Genomic DNA, 16745 nt, shown 5'->3' on the forward strand with positions numbered 1-16745 from the left:
CGGAAAGATTCTGGATTGCTTCGCTGCGCTCGCAACGACGAGCGGAGGGATCTGTTTGCAAAACAAGAAGGAAACCACCCCATGCACGACAACGACAACCTCACCATCGAACGCCCGACCTTCGTCACCCATCTCGAATGCGCGATGGAGGGTGACCATTACGCCGCCGACCAGGTCCATAACCTCTCCAAGGCCGGCAAGCCTTTGCTGGTGCGCTACGACCTTGCCGGCGTGAAGAAAGCGCTGACCAAGGATGCGCTTAGCCAGCGCCCCGCCGACATGTGGCGCTATCGCGAGCTCTTGCCGGTGCGAAAATGCAAGGACATCGTCTCGCTCGGCGAAGTCACGACGCCGCTGATCCGGCTGCCCAAGCTCGGCGCAAAGCTCGGCGGCGGCGAGATCATCGTCAAGGACGAGGGGCGCTTGCCGACCGGCTCGTTCAAGGCGCGCGGCCTCGTCATGGCGGTGTCGATGGGCAAGGCGCTCGGCATCAAGCACATGGCGATGCCCACCAACGGCAATGCCGGCGCGGCGCTCGCGGCCTATGCCACCTCCTGCGGCATCAAGACCACGATCTTCTGTCCGGCCGATACGCCCGAGGTGAACGTCAGCGAGATCGAGCTTCAGGGCGCGACCGTCTACCGCGTCAACGGCTATATCGACGATTGCGGCAAGATCGTCGGCGAGGGCAAGGCGAAAGTCGGCTGGTTCGACACCTCGACCTTGAAGGAGCCGTACCGGATCGAAGGCAAGAAGACGATGGGGCTCGAACTGGCCGAGCAGCTCGGCTGGGACGTGCCCGACGTGATCTTCTATCCCACCGGCGGCGGCACCGGCCTGATCGGGATGTGGAAGGCCTTCGACGAGCTGGAGAAGATCGGCTTCATTGGCTCGAAGCGCCCGCGCATGGTTGCGGTGCAGGCCTCCGGCTGCGCGCCGATGGTGCGCGCCTATGAGGCCGGCACCGAGCATGCCACGCGCTGGGAGGACGCCCACACCATCGCGTCGGGCATTCGCGTGCCGCAGGCGATCGGCGACTTCCTGATCCTGCGCGCGGTGCGCGAGAGCAAGGGTTTTGCCATCGCCGTCGACGACGACAAGATCTCGTCGGCGCTGAACGAGGTCGCGCGCGAGGAGGGGCTGCTGCTGTGCCCCGAAGGCGCTGCGACCTACGCCGCCTACAAGGACAGCCTCGCCGACGGACGCGTCTCGAAGGGTGACCGCGTGATGCTGTTCAATTGCGCCACCGGCCTGAAATACCCGCTGCCGCCGGTCAACCGCACGCTCGATCGCCACAAGCCGATCGACTATTCGCAGTTCTAGCGCGGCATTTCGTCCCTTCACGAGCGATCCCTCTTCCCGTACGCGGGAAGAGACAAAAACAACAATGACATCGTTGGGAGAAGACAATGAAGGCCGCCTGGGCTGCGCTGATTGCTATTCTCGCTGTTGCAGGCGCCGCGCGCGCCGACGACTATCCTTCACGTCCCATCACCATCATCGTCCCCTTCGCGGCGGGCGGGCCGTCTGATGCGATGGCGCGTGTGCTCGCCGAGCGGATGCGGACATCGCTTGGGCAGCCGCTGGTGATCGAGAACGTCACTGGCGCGGGCGGCTCGATCGGCGTCGGCCGTGCCGTGCATTCGGCCCCCGACGGCTACACGATCTCGTTCGGCCATCTCGGCACCCACGTTGCCAACGGCGCCGTCTACAAGCTCAATTACGATCTGGTCGCGGACCTCGAGCCGGTGGTGCTGCTGCCGAGCAATCCGATGATCGTCGTCAGCAAGAACGCGGTGCCCGCGACCTCGCTGAAGGAGCTGCTGGACTGGCTGAAGTCGCGGCCGTCGCCGCCGACCGCCGGCACCGCGGGCGCGGGCTCGGGCAGCCACATCGCCGGGGTCTATTTCGAGAGCGTCTCCGGCATCAAGCTGCAATACGTGCCGTATCGCGGCACCGCGCCCGCCCTGAACGATCTGATCGCCGGCCAGATCGACGTCATCGTCGACCAGACCTCGAACTCCATCAACCAGGTCCGCGCCGGCACCATTCGCGCCTACGCCATCACCGACGACAAGCGCCTGTCCTCGGCGCCCGACATCCCGACGGCGGAGGAGGCGGGCCTGAAGGGTTTCAACATGACGCTGTGGTCCGGGATGTGGGTGCCCAAGGGTACGCCGAAGCAGATCGTTGCCAAGCTCAACGCCGCAGCTGTGGAAGCGCTTAACGATCCCGGCGTGAAGAAGCAGCTCGAAAGCCAGGGGCTGGAGATGACGCCGCAGGATCAGCTCACGCCCGAAGCGCTTGGCTCGCGCCAGAAGGCGGAGATCGCGAAGTGGTGGCCGATGATCAAGGCGGCGAACATCAAGGTGGATTGAGGCGGCGCGGCGCTTGTGCGCCACACCCTCCGACCTCATCCTGAGGAGGCCGCAAAGCGGCCGTCTCGAAGGATAGCCGCGGGCGCAGCTGGGCCCTTCATCCTTCGAGACGCCTGCTTCGCAGGCTCCTCAGGATGAGGGGATAGAGCCGGTGTTGGCGGATATCACTCCGTCCCCGTAAACCCCACCGGCGTCGCTACGGCCGCCGCATCCTTCGTCACCACGCGCTGATCGCTCTTGCCGGCGATCATGCCGCTGCCCTCGAACCGGGCCCGGTAGACCAGCACGTTTTCGATCACGCGCTGGACGTAGTTGCGCGTCTCCGACAGCGGGATGCGCTCGACCCAGTCGACCGGATCGACCTTGGGATCCCTGGGGTCGCCGCGCGCCTGCACCCATTCGCGCACGCGGCCCCGGCCGGCATTGTAGCCGGCGAAGGTCATGATCTGGTTGCCGCGGTATTCCGACATCAGCGCGCTGAGCTCGGCCGCGCCCATCTGCGTGTTGTAGACGGGATCGGAGACCATCTTATCCCAGTCGTAGGTCAGGCCGAAGCGCTTTGCGGTGTCGCGGCCCGCTTCCGGCGTCACCTGCATCAGCCCGACTGCGTTGGCGGCCGATTTGTCGCGCTGGTCGAACGAGCTTTCGGTGCGTGCCACCGAATAGATCACGCTGGGTTCGATCGCAGGCGCGACCTGCTTATGTTCAGGGATGCCGATGGTCGGGAAGGCGTAGTGATCGAGCGCGAGCCCGCGCGCCAGCGCCGACCTGCCGACCTCCAGCATCACGCGCGCATCGTTGCGCCGGCCGGCGAGCTCGCCGAGCGCTTCGAGTGCCGCCACGTCGGTGCTCTCCTTGGCGAAATCCTCGGCGTAGTAAAACACCATGTCGCGCTCACCGACGCCGTAGAGCATGTCGGCGGCGCGTACGCGCTCGTCCGCGGGCGGCGCGTCGACTGCTGCCAGCACAAGCGAGGGCGCGCGCAGCTCGATGCGGTCGAGTCCGAGCCTGGCGCGGGCGAGCTGGCCGTAATAGGCGGTCGGATAGCGCGCCGCTGCCTGATAGCTCAGGCGCGCATCGGCGGTTGCGTTCATCGCCTCGGCCGCGCGGCCGCGCCAATAATGCGCGCGCGACAGCGCGATCGGGTTGGCCGAGCCTTCGTCGATCGCGGCGAAGTGCGTCATCGCCGCCTTGGGATCGTCGAGATAGCGCAGCGCGATCCAGCCGCACATGAAGTGATAGTCGACGCGATAGACCTCCATCGCGGGCACGGCCGCCGAGCGCACCACGTCATAGGCGGTTTTGAACTTGCCCTGGTCGAGCAGCTTTCGCGCGAGCAGGCGGCGCTCGCGCCACCAGGCGTCGGTGTCTTGCGCCGCCATCGTATCGGGCGCGGCGGCCAGGATCACCTCGGCCGCGTCGTCGATGCGGTCATTCTGGAGATGCCATTGCGCGCGGCACAGCACATAGCCGAGGTCACGGCGCGCCTCGGTCGAGACGTCCTCGAGATAATCCTTGGCCTTGCTGGCCTTGCCGGTGACGGCGGCGCAGGCCTTGACGATCGCGAGCGCATCCTCGCCGAGCCGCTTGGCTGCGCGCCGCGCCCCCGCATAGTCCTTGGCGCCGAGGCGCTTGTCCATGCGGGCACGATGATCCTCACTGGTCAGGAGATCGCGAAACGCTTCGTAGGAATCTTCCTCGCTGCGTTCGGACAATTCGTCCGTGCGCCAGGCATTGCGCACCAGACGCGCGGCCCTGTCGCTGTCGCCCTCGGTCATCAGCACGCGGGCGAGCGCGAACTTGCCATTGGCGCTGGTCGGCCGGTCCATCGTGAATTTGTGCACGGTCGCCGCGTCGGCCTTCTCCTGCCACAGCCGCGCCTCGGCACGGCGGCGGAGCAGCGCGCTGCTCGGCCAGTCCGGATTGGCGGCGAGGAAGGCGGCGTAGCGCTTGAAATTCGCCGTGCTTTCGGAATGGCGCAGCATGAACCAGTCGGCGAGCTTCTGCCCCGCCGGGTCGGCAATGCGGTCGCGCGCCGCGCCCGCGTCCTCGGTCTTGCCCTTCCGTGCGAGATCGATGGCATCCTTCAACGCGGCGAGATCGCCGGTCAGCGGCGGGGCTGCCGGCTTGTCTGAAGGGGCGTCGTCCTGCTTCTTCGACTTGCGCTTGGCCTCGGCATGCTTGCCGTGCCGCGCCTTGCCGGCGGAGGCGTGGCGCTGCTTGCCGGCTTTCGCCTCATGCGTCTTCTTCGGCGCGGACGATTTGTGACCGCTCTTCGCTGCCAGCTCGGTAGGGATGAAGGCCAGAGCGGCCACGGCAACGACACACGCGAGCGAGCGTAGGCACTGGTTCATTCCGTGGTCCCCCTGCGAAACCAGTACAAACCAAAGTCCGCGACGAGATGCGGCTCGAGAATCAAAACGGCGTCAAAAATGGTGACACGACGTCGTTTCGCATCCTCAAGCTGTTCCAACAATGCGGCGAAATACGGATGGAGCCAGGGAACCTGTACAACGCCGGGTCGAGCGGGTCTCTTAACTTTTCATTAACGAACAGGGCTCGCGCGACGATTGCGGCGGTTCAGGACGCCACAAGCGGCCAAATTGCGCGTATTCCCGGCGGCAAATCCGATGTATTGGGTTCCAAGGCCTTTTCCCTTCAGCCCATTGTCCCGCGCCCATGCCGATTTTCAACCAGTCGATCCGGCGCAAGATCGTCGGGATTGCGCTCGGCCTCATCATCCTGATGGTCGTCACCGCGATCCTGTCGATGGTGATGTCGAGCCGCGTCGGCCATCTCCTGGATGAGCTGACCGCGCGGTATATTCCGGCTTACGGCCACCTGGCGCGGTCCAATGTGCGTTCGCTGGAGCGGGCGCTGGCGATGCGGCGCATGGTGATCGCCAAAATGCAAACGCCGCCGGACGAGGAGGGCTTTGCGGCGCGGCTGAAGATCTTCAGGGAAACGGACGCCCAGGTCGAGCAGGAGGCCGAAGCCGCGCGAAAGCTGATCAACGCGATCATCGACGATGAGAGCACACCGTCAGACAACGCGGCACTCGCCCGGATCGAGACGCGCATCGAGAATGCAGTCAAGGAGCTTCGCCGCGAACTCGACGAGGAGGACGCCAAGCTGCTCCGGCTGCTCGATGCCAAGGACTTTGCGGCCACGCGCGACGTGCTCGTCCATGTGGACGCGCTCCGCGATCTCTTCACCCAGCGGATCGATGCGATCCGGGCCGAGATGCTCTCGCAGGTGTTCGTGAGCACCGCGCAGGTCATCCGCCATCAGCGCCAGGCGATCATCGTCTCGGGCATCGTGACCATCCTCGCGGCGATCGTCGGACTTGCCTTTGCAATCATGGTCTCCACCGGGATCACGCGACCGGTCCGGCTGCTGCTGGCAGGCACCCGCGAGGTCGAGGCAGGCCATTTCGACAAGACCATCACCGTCTCGACCCAGGACGAGATCGGAGAGCTCGCTGCCGCCTTCAACCGCATGGTCGAGCAGTTGCGCCAGAACGAGCGCATCCGCGAGACTTTCGGCCGCTATATCGATCCCAAGGTGGTTCAGGGCTTGATAGACCGGCCGGAGGTCGCCATCGACGGCCAGCGCCGGGTGATGACCATCATGTTCTGCGATATGAGCGGCTTCACCTCGATGAGCGAGGGCATGACCCCGCGCGGTCTCGTAAGGGTGATGAACCACTATTTCACCGTCATGTCCGGTCCGATCAGGAGCAACCGCGGCATCATCGACAAATATATCGGCGATGCCATCATGTCCTATTGGGGGCCGCCCTTCATCGAGGAGGAGGAGCAGGCTCAGCTTGCCTGCTTCGCCGCGCTCGACATGGCCGACCAGGTGCCCGCGCTCCAGAAGCAGCTCCCGGATCTCCTCGGCATCCGCGCCATGCCGGTGCCGTGCGACTTGCGGATCGGCATCGCCACCGGCGAGGTCCTGACCGGCAGCATCGGCTCCGAGCTGATGATGAGCTTCACGGTGATGGGCGACGCCGTGAACCTTGCCTCGCGGCTCGAAGCCGTCAACAAGACCTATGGTACCCGTATTCTGATCTCGCAGGCGACGGCGGATGCGATCGGCTCGCACCTCGAATTGCGCGAAGTCGATCGTCTTGCGGTCGCCGGCCAGAGCGTGCCGCAAACTATTTTCGAGGTGATGGGCCGGGGAGGCGCGCTCACTGCCGCGCATGAGAGCCTGCGTTCGCACTACGCCGGTGGCCTCGCCGCCTATCGCGCCCGCCGCTTCGACGAGGCCCGTACCGCCTTCAACGCGGCACTGGAAGCCGTTCCCGGCGACGGCCCGTCGCGGGCAATGCTTACCCGTATCACGCGGTTCGAGGCCAATCCGCCGGACGAAGGCTGGGACGGCGCATGGCGGTTGGAGCAGAAATAGCCGGCCGCGCGGAAAAATTGATTCTACTCGATAACGATGTTCGCCGTGACCTATTTCCCGGGCTTAGGTTTGGTGTCCTTGAGGCGTTTGACGGGGACACGCCGATGACAGAACTTGAGAACAGGCTCGAACGCTTCGAGACGCTCACCGCCGAATGCGAGCTGATTGCCCGGCTCGCCACCGACAGCACCAAGCGCGAGTTTTATCTGAAGCTTTCGGAGCAGTACCGCCAGCTGGCTGTGGACATGCGTCAGGCAATCGCAAGCAAGGCTGCGGCCTGACGCCAGCAATCCGTTCTTAACACTTGGCGCGCATCCTCAGTGCAGATGCGGGGACGCCTGCGGCGAATTTCCGCTGTGGAAATGCCGGGGGCTCGCTGCGGTGCAGCGCGCCTCGCGAGATTGTTTTGTCGTGCCTCACAGGGCGATCCCATGCGCCTCCTTGCAGTCATCATGTTTGGACTCATGACGGCCGCCTGCAACCAGGAGCAGGACATCACCGGCTCGACCCCGGTCTGCGCGATGCGGAACTACACCTCCTTCAATCCCCGCGACATGGCCCAGTGCGTTGCCGCCTGCAAGGCGTGCGACCACGGCAACACGGTCACCTGCAGCACGTCATGCACGCTCAAGGGCGCCCACTGAGCCGATCAGCCTCCTGGTTTGGGGCCGCGAGGGTGTCTTGACGGTGTTTTGGCACCGGAACGATTCACATGGGTTAATCATTGAAGGGATGGCAGGACGCGGAGTCCTTTGGAATGGGTATGCTCGATCCCGGTCGGTTCCTGGTGTCATGCTCGCATTGCGCGGCCTGGCCGATGGCGGCCAATGTGAAACGTTCGAGCTGGTCGGCTTCGCCAAATGAGGTCCGCTTCGTGTGCCCGCGCTGCCGCCGCGAGGAGACTGCGATCATCTCAGCCTCCGGCGAGTTGACGCCGATCCGGCGCGTCGACGTCCCGCCGCGCGACGTCACCGCGGCCTGGGCTCAGGCCCAGCGCGCAAGAGGGCGAGCGTAGCCCGCCCGTTTAAGGAACAAGAAGGTGAGGCGCTGAGGTCTAGTCATGGCGATGACGGACCCAGCGCCGCAAGGCGACCGCCGTCCAGACCGTCTCGACAAAGCCGAACGGCCAGGCGCCACGAAGCTGTCTCGGTTGTCCGTCGGGCAAAACATCTGACCAATTCTCGACACGTCCGTGTCAAGCCGGGGCGTCTAAAATATTCTGCTTTACCGAAAATCGGTTTTGGCGTATGTATCGCCCATCCCGGCTCATTCTTGAGGGGCGATCTTGTGGTCGTCATGTTCGCGAGCCGGGCTTGCGGTGGACGCTGCAGCGTTAGGGTACGAGAGGCCAAGGGCAGGGCGGATTGCTCTCCGTGAGCCCAAGGCTTCGTTCCGACGAGCGGCGCTGCTAGGCTTCGTCTCGTCATCAGGTCGGCGGCAACGTGCACAACGTCGTCGAAACGGGTGACGAAATGGCGGGCCGTTGCGTACGGAAAAACCGTGTGGTCCTGGCCGTAGTTGCTACGGTCAAGCTCTTGCGGATGCGGCATCTGCGTCAACCGGCGCGGCGCCGGTGACTTTCGCGAAGGCGAGGGAGGCCAAAAGGAACTCGGCTCCCGGAAGAGCACGGCATAAGCCGTCCAACCATCGCGCAGGGAAGGCCGAGTGATTGGCTACACCTGTATCCTGCTGTGCGGTTCTTTGCGCTACATCTTCGCGCAGCGGACCGCGAGTGCCAGCCGGCACCCGGCCTTCCCTGCGCCCTCTTGGATTTGAGGGTGGAGTGACGAAGCAAAGCTCGGGCGAAACGCGCCGCGAGGATGCGAAGGCGTGTCTGCAATCTGAATGCGAGTTGGAAGAGTGCCGCTGCCGCCTCATGCTCCGTCATTGCGAGCGCAGCGAAGCAATCCAGTCTGCCGCCGCGAAGGGATTCTGGATTGCTTCCGCCTTCGCTAAAGCTTCGCGGACAAGTCGCTGCGCTCGCAATGACGATGTGGAGGGAGTGTGGGCCTCACTCTCCTCCACATACCCCGGACGCTGCGCAGCGCCTTTGCAGCGTGTCTCGGGCACGCGGTGGGAATGTGAGAGTGCGAACTCATCCTGGCTGCGCCTTGGCGTCGGGCCGAAACTGGGCATAGCTGCGAGCCGCTAAATCTCAAGTTGTGGATCGTCCTCCCAGCGGGGGTATCTTGGTACGCTCGCCCGTGTCCTCCAGGCCACGATTGTGCCGTCCATGCAACACCCGCCACCGATTTAACCATCATCGCTGTCCGTTCGCATCGACGCCGCTTTTTGGCCACACCTGAACATGAATAAAATCACTCGAATGTTTTAGCGGCAGCGGTGGTCCTGGAAGGCGACGGGAAATCCCCAAGGTCGATTCAAAAGGTCGATTAAAATCTTGGCTCTGATTTTTCGGGTCTGAAAGGGTTGGCCGGGGAAACTGGTTGGCGATGGACGCGAAGAGCAACATCAAGCAGAGGCTGCCGAGCCGTCACGTGACGGAAGGCCCTGCGCGCGCGCCCCATCGGTCCTACCTCTACGCCATGGGTCTGACCACCGATCAGATTCACCAGCCCTTCGTCGGCGTCGCCTCGTGCTGGAACGAGGCTGCGCCATGCAACATCTCCCTGATGCGCCAGGCGCAGGCGGTGAAGAAGGGTGTCGCATCCGCCGGCGGCACGCCGCGGGAATTCTGCACCATCACCGTGACCGACGGCATCGCCATGGGCCATGACGGCATGCGCTCCTCGCTGCCGTCGCGCGAATGCATCGCCGATTCCGTCGAGCTGACGATCCGCGGCCACGCCTATGACGCCCTCGTTGGCCTGGCCGGCTGCGACAAGTCGCTGCCGGGCATGATGATGGCGATGGTCCGCCTCAACGTGCCCTCGATCTTCATCTATGGCGGCTCGATCCTGCCCGGCAATTTCCGGGGCCAGCAGGTCACCGTGCAGGACATGTTCGAAGCCGTCGGCAAGCACTCGGTCGGTGCGATGTCGGACGAGGACCTCGACGAGATCGAGCGCGTGGCGTGCCCTTCGGCGGGTGCCTGCGGCGCCCAGTTCACAGCCAACACGATGGCGACGGTCTCCGAGGCGATCGGCCTGGCGCTGCCGTACTCGGCCGGTGCTCCGGCTCCCTATGAAATTCGCGACGCCTTCTGCATGACCGCGGGCGAGCAGGTCATGGAGCTGATCGCCCAAAACATCCGGCCGCGCGACATCGTCACTCTCAAGGCGCTGGAGAATGCCGCCGCCGTGGTCGCCGCGTCCGGTGGCTCGACCAATGCTGCACTGCACCTGCCGGCAATCGCGCACGAGTGCGGCATCAAGTTCGATCTGTTCGACGTCGCCGAAATCTTCAAAAAGACACCGTACGTCGCGGATTTGAAGCCGGGCGGCCGTTATGTCGCCAAAGACATGTTTGAAGTAGGTGGCATACCGCTTCTGATGAAGACGCTGCTCGACAACGGATTTCTCCACGGTGACTGCATGACCGTCACCGGTCGAACGATCGCCGAAAACCTCAAAAGCGTGAAGTGGAATCCGCACCAGGACGTGGTGCACCCGGCAGACAAGCCCATCACCGTCACCGGCGGTGTGGTCGGTCTGAAGGGCAATCTGGCGCCAGAAGGTGCGATCGTGAAAGTCGCGGGAATGTCCAACCTCAGGTTCACCGGTCCGGCCAGGTGCTTCGACCGTGAGGAGGATGCTTTCGAGGCCGTGCAGAAGCGCACCTACCGCGAAGGCGAAGTCATCGTGATCCGCTACGAGGGGCCCAAGGGCGGTCCCGGGATGCGGGAAATGCTCCAGACCACCGCGGCGCTGACCGGCCAGGGCATGGGTGGCAAGATCGCGCTCATCACGGACGGCCGCTTCTCCGGCGCCACCCGCGGCTTCTGCATCGGCCACGTCGGGCCGGAAGCCGCCATCGGCGGCCCGATTGGGCTGCTCGAGGACGGCGATATCATCGAGATCGACGCGGTCGCCGGTACCCTTAACGTAAAATTGAGCGACCAGGAGCTTGCCCAACGCAAGACCAAATGGACCGCTCGCGCGACTAACCACACGACGGGCGCGCTCTGGAAATATGCTCAGCAGGTTGGACCAGCGGTCGGTGGGGCAGTGACCCACCCGGGCGGCGCGCACGAGAAACAGTGCTATGCGGACATCTAGGCGTACCATCGTTGCGTTTGTGTTGGGGGCTACTGCGCTGGCCGCGCCGGCGCTCGCCTTTGACGGCGCCCCCGTCAGCCCGAAGGATGCGACCATCCCGGTGGTCACGAGCTTGCCGGGTGCAGCAGGCAAGGTGCGTAATGTGCCGCCAGCGGTCGTGACCCAAGAAACGTCGCTCAGCGCCTTGCAATATGCCGCGGAGGGTGGCCACCCCATCGCGCAGTGGAAGCTCGGCCGCATGTATGCCAATGGCGACGGCGTCGCCCAGGACGATATGCGTGCGTTCGAGTATTTCACCCGCATCGCCAACGCGCATGCCGAGGATAGCCCGTCGGCGCCGCAGGCGCAGATCGTCGCCAACGCCTTTGTGGCGCTCGGCCGCTATTATCTCAGCGGCATCCCGAATTCGAAGGTCAAGCCGGACCAGGAGCGGGCGCGGGAGATGTTCTCCTATGCCGCGTCCTATTTCGGCAATGCGGATGCGCAATACGATCTCGCCCGCCTGTACCTGAAGACGCCGGACGCTTCGCGCGAGGATTTTCGCTACGGCGCGCGCTGGCTTGGGCTCGCCGCGCAGAAGGGCCAGCACGAGGCCCAGGCGCTGCTCGGCCAGATGCTGTTCAACGGCGACCGCCTGCCGCGGCAGGCTGCGCGCGGCCTGATGTGGCTGACGCTGGCGCGCGACAGCGCAGGCAGCGACGAGACCTGGATCAAGGAAAACTACAACCGCGCCTTCGCAAAGGCCTCCGACGACGATCGCGCCATGTGCCTGCAGATGCTGGAGCAATGGGTGCAGGGCCGCCGGGAGTAAGTGGTTGGAGGCGGCCTCACGCCGCCTCGAGATCGAGATCCGCCCACACCGGCACGTGGTCCGACGGCTTCTCCCAGCTGCGCACATAGCTGTCGATGCCGACATTGGCGAGCCGGTCGCTGGCCTGTGGCGACAGCAGCAGATGGTCGATCCGCAGGCCATGGTTCTTCTGCCAGGCACCGGCCTGGTAATCCCAGAACGTGTAGAGCCCGGGTTCGTCGGTGACGGCCCGAAGCGCATCGGTCAGGCCGAGGCCGAGCAGGGACTGAAAACTCTCCCGCGTCTCGGGCTTGAACAGGGCGTCCTCGGTCCAGGCGGCGGGATTATGGACGTCCCGGGCATGCGGGATAACGTTGAAGTCGCCTGCGAGGATCAGCGGCTCCTCGGTCTTGAGGCGCTCCTTCGAATACTCAAGAAGCCGCGACATCCATTTGAGCTTGTAGGGATATTTCTCGGTCCCGACGGGGTTGCCATTGGGCAGATAGAGGCAGGCGATGCGCAGCACGCCGGACTTGAGCGTCACCACGCCTTCGAGGAAGCGGGCATGGGCGTCCTCGTCGTCGCCGGCCAGCCCCGACTTGGTCTCGTCGAACCGGAGCTTCGAGAGCAGGGCGACACCGTTAAACGTCTTCTGCCCGTGGGTGACCACGTTGTAGCCGAGCGCCTCGATCTCCAGCCGCGGGAACGCCTCGTCGACGCATTTGATCTCCTGGAGGCAGACGATGTCCGGCTGGCACTCCTTCAGCCAGGTCAGGAGGAGATCGATCCGCTGCCGGACCGAGTTCACGTTCCAGGTGGCTATTCTGATGGGCATCTTGGCGGCTCCGGGCAGGGGCCATGGTTAGAACAAAATGCAAACGCGCCCGTCAAGGATGCTGCGAAATCTCCCACAAAATTAACCCGGCTTAAGTCGGGCCTGGGCCATTGATCGTGAAAAGGTTTTTCGATGGGACGGCCGGACAAATCCATGATGCGAACCGAGCCCCGCGACGGCTTGATCGGCGCGTTCCTGTACTGGCTCGGCGGCTACGAGATCGAGGACGGCCTGACCGCCGGTCTCAGCGAGCGCGAACTGAGCCGCATCCGCGCCAAGCAGATCGACGCGGTGATACGGCTGATCCCGGTGACGATGGCCGTCACCATGCTCAACGTCGCGGTCGTGCTGGTCCTGTTCTGGGGCAGGGGCTGGAACGACTTTCTCGCGATCTGGGGCATGACCCTCGCCACCGCCGCCTCGCTCGCGGTGCGCGCGTGGCGGCGCTCCCACCAGAGCCCGCCACAGGAAGCCTCGCCCCGCGCCGCGCGGCAGATGTTGCGGCAGGCGTTTTTCCTCGCCGCAATCTGGGGCACGCTGCCGGTCGCGCTTTTCAGCCGCATCGAGCCGACCAGCCAGCTCATTCTCGCCTGCCTGATGGTCGGTATGATGTCCGGCGGTGCCTTCACGCTCTCGACCTTCCCGCGCGCGGGCCTTGTCTATCTCGCGACGACGACGATCGCCTGCGTCGCGGCGCTGCTGTTGTGCGGCACCGGGCCGTATCTCGTAACCGCGGTGTTCCTGCTGCTGTTCGCGTTCTTCATGGCGCGCAACATCGTCTCGCAAGGCAATCTGTTCCTCGGCAATCTCAAGGCCCAGCTCGAGCTTGAGCGGCAGACCGAGATCATCTCGCTGCTGCTGAAGGATTTTCAGGAGAATGCCAGCGACTGGCTGTGGCAGACCGACGCCGAGGGGCATCTGGTCGACGTGCCCGAGCGCTTCGCCGCCGTCGCACAGCTGCCGCTGCCGCTGCTGAAGGGCGCGCATTTCGCCGACGTGCTCGACATGCTGTGCCCCGAAGACAAGAGCGCGGCCTACAACGTCGTCGGCCTGATGGAGCACGCCGAACCGCTGCACGAGATGAACCTCAAGGTGGTCGCAGGCGGCGAGGCGCGGCTGTGGTCGCTCACTGCGAAGCCGGCCTACGACCGCGACGGTCAATTCCTCGGCTATCGCGGCTTCGGCCGTGACGTGACCGAGCGCTGGCGCGCGGAAAAGGCTGAGGCCGAGAGCCGCGCCAAATCGGATTTCCTCGCAGTGATGAGCCACGAGATCCGCACGCCGATGAACGGCGTGCTGGGGCTTGCCAGCATGCTGCTGGAGACAAAACTCGATCCGGAGCAGCACGAAGCCGTCACCACGATCCGCGAGTCCGGCGACAACCTCCAGCGCATCCTCAACGACATCCTGGACCTCTCCAAGCTCGAGGCCGGACGCTTCGCGTTCGAGGTGATCGACTTCGCGCCGCAGGCGCTGGTCGAAGCGGTGGCGACCGTCGTGCGCGCGAGCGCCAAGAGCAAGGGGCTCGCGGTCAAGGTCGAGCTCGATCCCAACCTGCCGCCGACGCTGCGCGGCGATGTCGCGCGTATCCGCCAGGTGCTGCTCAATCTCGCTTCCAACGCGGTGAAGTTCACCGACGAGGGCGAAGTCACGATCACGGCCGTCTGTCAGGCCCGCCGCGATCTGCTCACCACCGTCGAATGGAGCGTGACCGACAGCGGCATCGGCATCGCCCCCGAGAAGCTCGGCCAGCTCTTCTCCGACTTCGCCCAGGCTGACGCCTCGATCAGCCGCCGCTTCGGCGGCACCGGGCTTGGGCTTGCAATCTCCCGACGCATCATCGAGCAGATGGGCGGCACCATCGGCGTCACCTCGACGCCGGACGAAGGCTCGACCTTCCGCTTCACGTTGGTGCTGCCGTGGAGCCAGGTGCAAACGTCCGATCACGACGCAGGCCGCGAGGAAGCCGACGATCTCAAGGCGCGCATCGCGGGCTTCGATCGACCGCTGAAGGTGCTGGTCGCCGAGGACGACGCCGTCAACCGCATGGTCGTGAGCAAGATGCTCGGTGCCTTCGATGTCGAGTTGCGCGTCGTGGCCGACGGTGTCGAGGCCGTCGCGGCCGTGTCCGAAGGCGATTACGATATCGTGCTGATGGACGTGCGCATGCCCGAGATGGACGGCCTTGCCGCGACCCGGGCGATCCGTGCGCTAGGCGGACGCTTCGCGGCCTTGCCGATCATCGCGCTGACCGCCAACGCCTTCCCCGAGGACGTCAAGGTCTGCCGCGAGGCGGGGATGTCCGACTTCCTCGCCAAACCGCTGCGCAAGCCTGCGCTGGTCACGGCGCTGCTGCGTGCGCTGGACGGCCAATGGGTGTCGGAGGACGTACCGCTTCAGCCCGAGCAGATGCCGGTCGAGGCGGACTGGACGGACGAGGAAAGGCAGCTCACCGGCGCTTAGCCGGCGCCGTCAGATCGAGAAGCTGGTCCCGCAGCCGCAGGACGCCGTGGCGTTGGGATTGTTGACCCGGAACGAGGCGCCGATCAGATCGTCGACGAAATCGACCTGCGACCCCGCCAGGAATGGCTGCGAGGCGGAATCGACCAGCACCACCGCATTGTCCTGCTCGATCACGAGGTCGTCGTCGGTGCGGGCACGGTCAATGTCGAACTTGTACTGGAAGCCGGAGCAGCCGCCGCCTTCGACCGAGATCCGCAGCATCGCGCCAAACCCTTCGCCCTTGAGGATCTCCCCAATCCGGCGTGCGGCCTTGTCACTGATGGTCACGTCAGTCGTCATCGTTCGTCTCCGATAGTCCCCGCGGTCATACCAAGTCACCTGAAGGTCGCTTGCCCAATTCAGTTGGTATCCCGCGTCCGGCATAGTTAAGTGCCACCATACGCAGAATCAAATGGATAGGGACTAAATTCGCCGTGTCCGTCGGAATGGCTGCCCCCCATGCGCCCTATGCCTGCGATCCGGAGCGCAGTCGCGGCCGGTTGGTCGCGGAACCGCCGAGCCGGACCCGTAGCCCGTTCCGGCGGGATTGCGACCGGGTGATCCATTCCACCGCGTTCCGCCGGCTGAAGTACAAGACCCAGGTGTTCGTGTTCCACGAGGGCGACCACTACCGTACCCGGCTGACCCATTCGCTGGAGGTGGCGCAGATCGCCCGGGCGCTGGCGCGGCAGCTCGGGCTGGACGAGGACCTCACGGAAACCCTCGCGCTCGCCCACGACCTCGGCCATCCGCCGTTCGGGCACGCCGGCGAACGGGCGCTGGACGCCTGCCTGAAGGATTTTGGCGGCTTCGACCACAACGCCCAGACGCTCCGCGTCGTTGCGGCGCTGGAACACCGCTATCCCGAATTCGACGGGCTCAACCTGACGTGGGAAGCGCTGGAGGGCATCGTCAAGCACAACGGCCCGCTGACCGATCGCAGCGGTGCGCCGGTCGGGCGTTATCGCGAGCACGGCATTCCCGTCGGCATCGCCGACTACATCAAGACCTACGATCTCGAATTGTGGAGTTTCGCCTCGCTGGAGGCACAGGTCGCCGCGATCGCCGACGACATCGCCTATGATGCCCATGACATCGACGACGGCCTGCGGGCGGGTCTGTTTCACCTCGACGACCTCAAGGTGATGCCGCTGACCGCGGAGATCATCGCCGAGACTTCTGCGCATTACCCCGCTCTCGAAGACGTCAGGCGCGGCGCCGAGCTGGTGCGCGAGCTGATCTCACACTTGATCGGTGCCGTGTTCGCCGAGGCCGAGAGGAACCTCGCTGCCGTGAAACCGCAATCCGCTCAGGACGTGCGCCAGCAGAGCCGGGCATTGATCGCGTTCCCCGCAGCAGTGGTCGAGGAGGAGGCCGCCATCAAGCGCTTTCTCTATCAGCACATGTACCGCCACAAGCGGGTGATGCGGGTGATGGGCGAGGCGGAACAGATCCTGTTCGACCTGTTCGCAAAATACCTCACATCGCCCGGCGAGCTGCCGCCGGAATGGCTGGTGGGGGCGGAGGTGGACAATGAGGACGACCGGGCCCGCCGGATCGGGAATTTCATTGCCGGAATGACCGATCGTTTCGCCCTGACCGAGCACCAGCGGCTCTTTGACTCGACCCCGGATTTGCGTTAGGCG

13 protein-coding genes are annotated in these 16745 nt (G+C 64.8%); 10 read left to right on the plus strand and 3 right to left on the minus strand.

Going from position 1 to position 16745, the window contains the following annotated elements; translation table 11 throughout:
- Positions 1-81 precede the first annotated feature (81 nt).
- The gene (locus IVB40_RS17410; protein ID WP_027567101.1) at positions 82-1323 is read left to right on the plus strand and encodes a threonine synthase; all 1242 of its coding nucleotides are present in this window, start codon (positions 82-84) and stop codon (positions 1321-1323) included.
- Between the two features lie 86 nt (positions 1324-1409).
- On the plus strand, positions 1410-2378 hold the full coding sequence (locus IVB40_RS17415; protein ID WP_027567100.1) for a tripartite tricarboxylate transporter substrate binding protein BugD: 969 nt from the start codon (positions 1410-1412) through the stop codon (positions 2376-2378).
- Between the two features lie 164 nt (positions 2379-2542).
- On the opposite strand, the gene IVB40_RS17420 is transcribed toward IVB40_RS17415, so the two are convergent.
- Positions 2543-4732: a lytic transglycosylase domain-containing protein gene (locus IVB40_RS17420; protein ID WP_247819413.1), complete on the minus strand. Its 2190-nt coding sequence runs from the start codon at positions 4730-4732 to the stop codon at positions 2543-2545.
- A gap of 325 nt (positions 4733-5057) precedes the next feature.
- On the opposite strand from IVB40_RS17420, the gene IVB40_RS17425 reads away from it, so the two are divergent.
- The 6 genes from IVB40_RS17425 to IVB40_RS17450 all read left to right on the plus strand — a co-directional run bounded on the left by IVB40_RS17425 (position 5058) and on the right by IVB40_RS17450 (position 11783).
- A complete protein-coding gene (locus IVB40_RS17425) occupies positions 5058-6794 on the plus strand; it encodes an adenylate/guanylate cyclase domain-containing protein (RefSeq protein ID WP_247356381.1) in 1737 nt (578 codons plus the stop codon).
- Positions 6773-7075 (plus strand): hypothetical protein, encoded by a 303-nt coding sequence (locus tag IVB40_RS17430; protein WP_247356404.1) that lies wholly within the window; start codon positions 6773-6775, stop codon positions 7073-7075. The genes IVB40_RS17425 and IVB40_RS17430 overlap by 22 nt, the downstream gene beginning before the upstream one ends.
- Positions 7076-7225: 150 nt before the next feature.
- Positions 7226-7438, plus strand: a complete 213-nt coding sequence (locus IVB40_RS17435) for a hypothetical protein (RefSeq protein WP_027567097.1) — start codon at positions 7226-7228, stop codon at positions 7436-7438.
- A gap of 113 nt (positions 7439-7551) precedes the next feature.
- Positions 7552-7809, plus strand: coding sequence for a hypothetical protein (locus tag IVB40_RS17440; protein WP_007590640.1), 258 nt, complete (start codon positions 7552-7554; stop codon positions 7807-7809).
- Between the two features lie 1438 nt (positions 7810-9247).
- On the plus strand, positions 9248-10972 hold the full coding sequence (gene ilvD / locus IVB40_RS17445) for a dihydroxy-acid dehydratase (RefSeq protein ID WP_247289703.1): 1725 nt from the start codon (positions 9248-9250) through the stop codon (positions 10970-10972).
- Complete coding sequence (locus IVB40_RS17450; protein WP_247819414.1) at positions 10959-11783, plus strand: tetratricopeptide repeat protein; 825 nt, start codon at positions 10959-10961, stop codon at positions 11781-11783. The genes ilvD and IVB40_RS17450 overlap by 14 nt, the downstream gene beginning before the upstream one ends.
- Positions 11784-11799: 16 nt before the next feature.
- On the opposite strand, the gene xth is transcribed toward IVB40_RS17450, so the two are convergent.
- Positions 11800-12597: an exodeoxyribonuclease III gene (gene xth / locus IVB40_RS17455; protein ID WP_247289705.1), complete on the minus strand. Its 798-nt coding sequence runs from the start codon at positions 12595-12597 to the stop codon at positions 11800-11802.
- Positions 12598-12729: 132 nt separating this feature from the next.
- Between xth and IVB40_RS17460 the strand changes: the two genes are divergently transcribed.
- Complete coding sequence (locus IVB40_RS17460) at positions 12730-15060, plus strand: ATP-binding protein (RefSeq protein ID WP_247819415.1); 2331 nt, start codon at positions 12730-12732, stop codon at positions 15058-15060.
- A 9-nt stretch (positions 15061-15069) separates the two neighbouring features.
- Here the strand turns inward: IVB40_RS17460 and erpA are convergent, their stop codons facing one another.
- On the minus strand, positions 15070-15399 hold the full coding sequence (erpA, locus tag IVB40_RS17465) for an iron-sulfur cluster insertion protein ErpA (protein WP_027567092.1): 330 nt from the start codon (positions 15397-15399) through the stop codon (positions 15070-15072).
- 134 nt (positions 15400-15533) lie between these two features.
- Here erpA and IVB40_RS17470 point away from each other — a divergent pair, with 134 nt between their 5' ends.
- Positions 15534-16742, plus strand: coding sequence for a deoxyguanosinetriphosphate triphosphohydrolase (locus tag IVB40_RS17470; RefSeq protein WP_247819416.1), 1209 nt, complete (start codon positions 15534-15536; stop codon positions 16740-16742).
- The last annotated feature ends 3 nt before the right edge of the window (positions 16743-16745 follow it).

The sequence above is a fragment of the Bradyrhizobium sp. 40 genome (genome assembly GCF_023100925.1).
Lineage (GTDB): Bacteria > Pseudomonadota > Alphaproteobacteria > Rhizobiales > Xanthobacteraceae > Bradyrhizobium.

What these genes read in the sequence shown, in the direction of transcription:
- IVB40_RS17450 (WP_247819414.1), top strand. Translation starts at nt 10,959, where the DNA reads ATGCGGACATCTAGGCGTACCATCGTTGCGTTTGTGTTGGGGGCTACT.
- xth (WP_247289705.1), bottom strand. Translation starts at nt 12,597, where the DNA reads ATGCCCATCAGAATAGCCACCTGGAACGTGAACTCGGTCCGGCAGCGG.
- erpA (WP_027567092.1), bottom strand. Translation starts at nt 15,399, where the DNA reads ATGACGACTGACGTGACCATCAGTGACAAGGCCGCACGCCGGATTGGG.
- IVB40_RS17430 (WP_247356404.1), top strand. Translation starts at nt 6,773, where the DNA reads ATGGCGGTTGGAGCAGAAATAGCCGGCCGCGCGGAAAAATTGATTCTA.
- IVB40_RS17410 (WP_027567101.1), top strand. Translation starts at nt 82, where the DNA reads ATGCACGACAACGACAACCTCACCATCGAACGCCCGACCTTCGTCACC.
- IVB40_RS17425 (WP_247356381.1), top strand. Translation starts at nt 5,058, where the DNA reads ATGCCGATTTTCAACCAGTCGATCCGGCGCAAGATCGTCGGGATTGCG.
- ilvD (WP_247289703.1), top strand. Translation starts at nt 9,248, where the DNA reads ATGGACGCGAAGAGCAACATCAAGCAGAGGCTGCCGAGCCGTCACGTG.
- IVB40_RS17440 (WP_007590640.1), top strand. Translation starts at nt 7,552, where the DNA reads ATGGGTATGCTCGATCCCGGTCGGTTCCTGGTGTCATGCTCGCATTGC.
- IVB40_RS17460 (WP_247819415.1), top strand. Translation starts at nt 12,730, where the DNA reads ATGGGACGGCCGGACAAATCCATGATGCGAACCGAGCCCCGCGACGGC.
- IVB40_RS17435 (WP_027567097.1), top strand. Translation starts at nt 7,226, where the DNA reads ATGCGCCTCCTTGCAGTCATCATGTTTGGACTCATGACGGCCGCCTGC.
- IVB40_RS17415 (WP_027567100.1), top strand. Translation starts at nt 1,410, where the DNA reads ATGAAGGCCGCCTGGGCTGCGCTGATTGCTATTCTCGCTGTTGCAGGC.
- IVB40_RS17420 (WP_247819413.1), bottom strand. Translation starts at nt 4,732, where the DNA reads ATGAACCAGTGCCTACGCTCGCTCGCGTGTGTCGTTGCCGTGGCCGCT.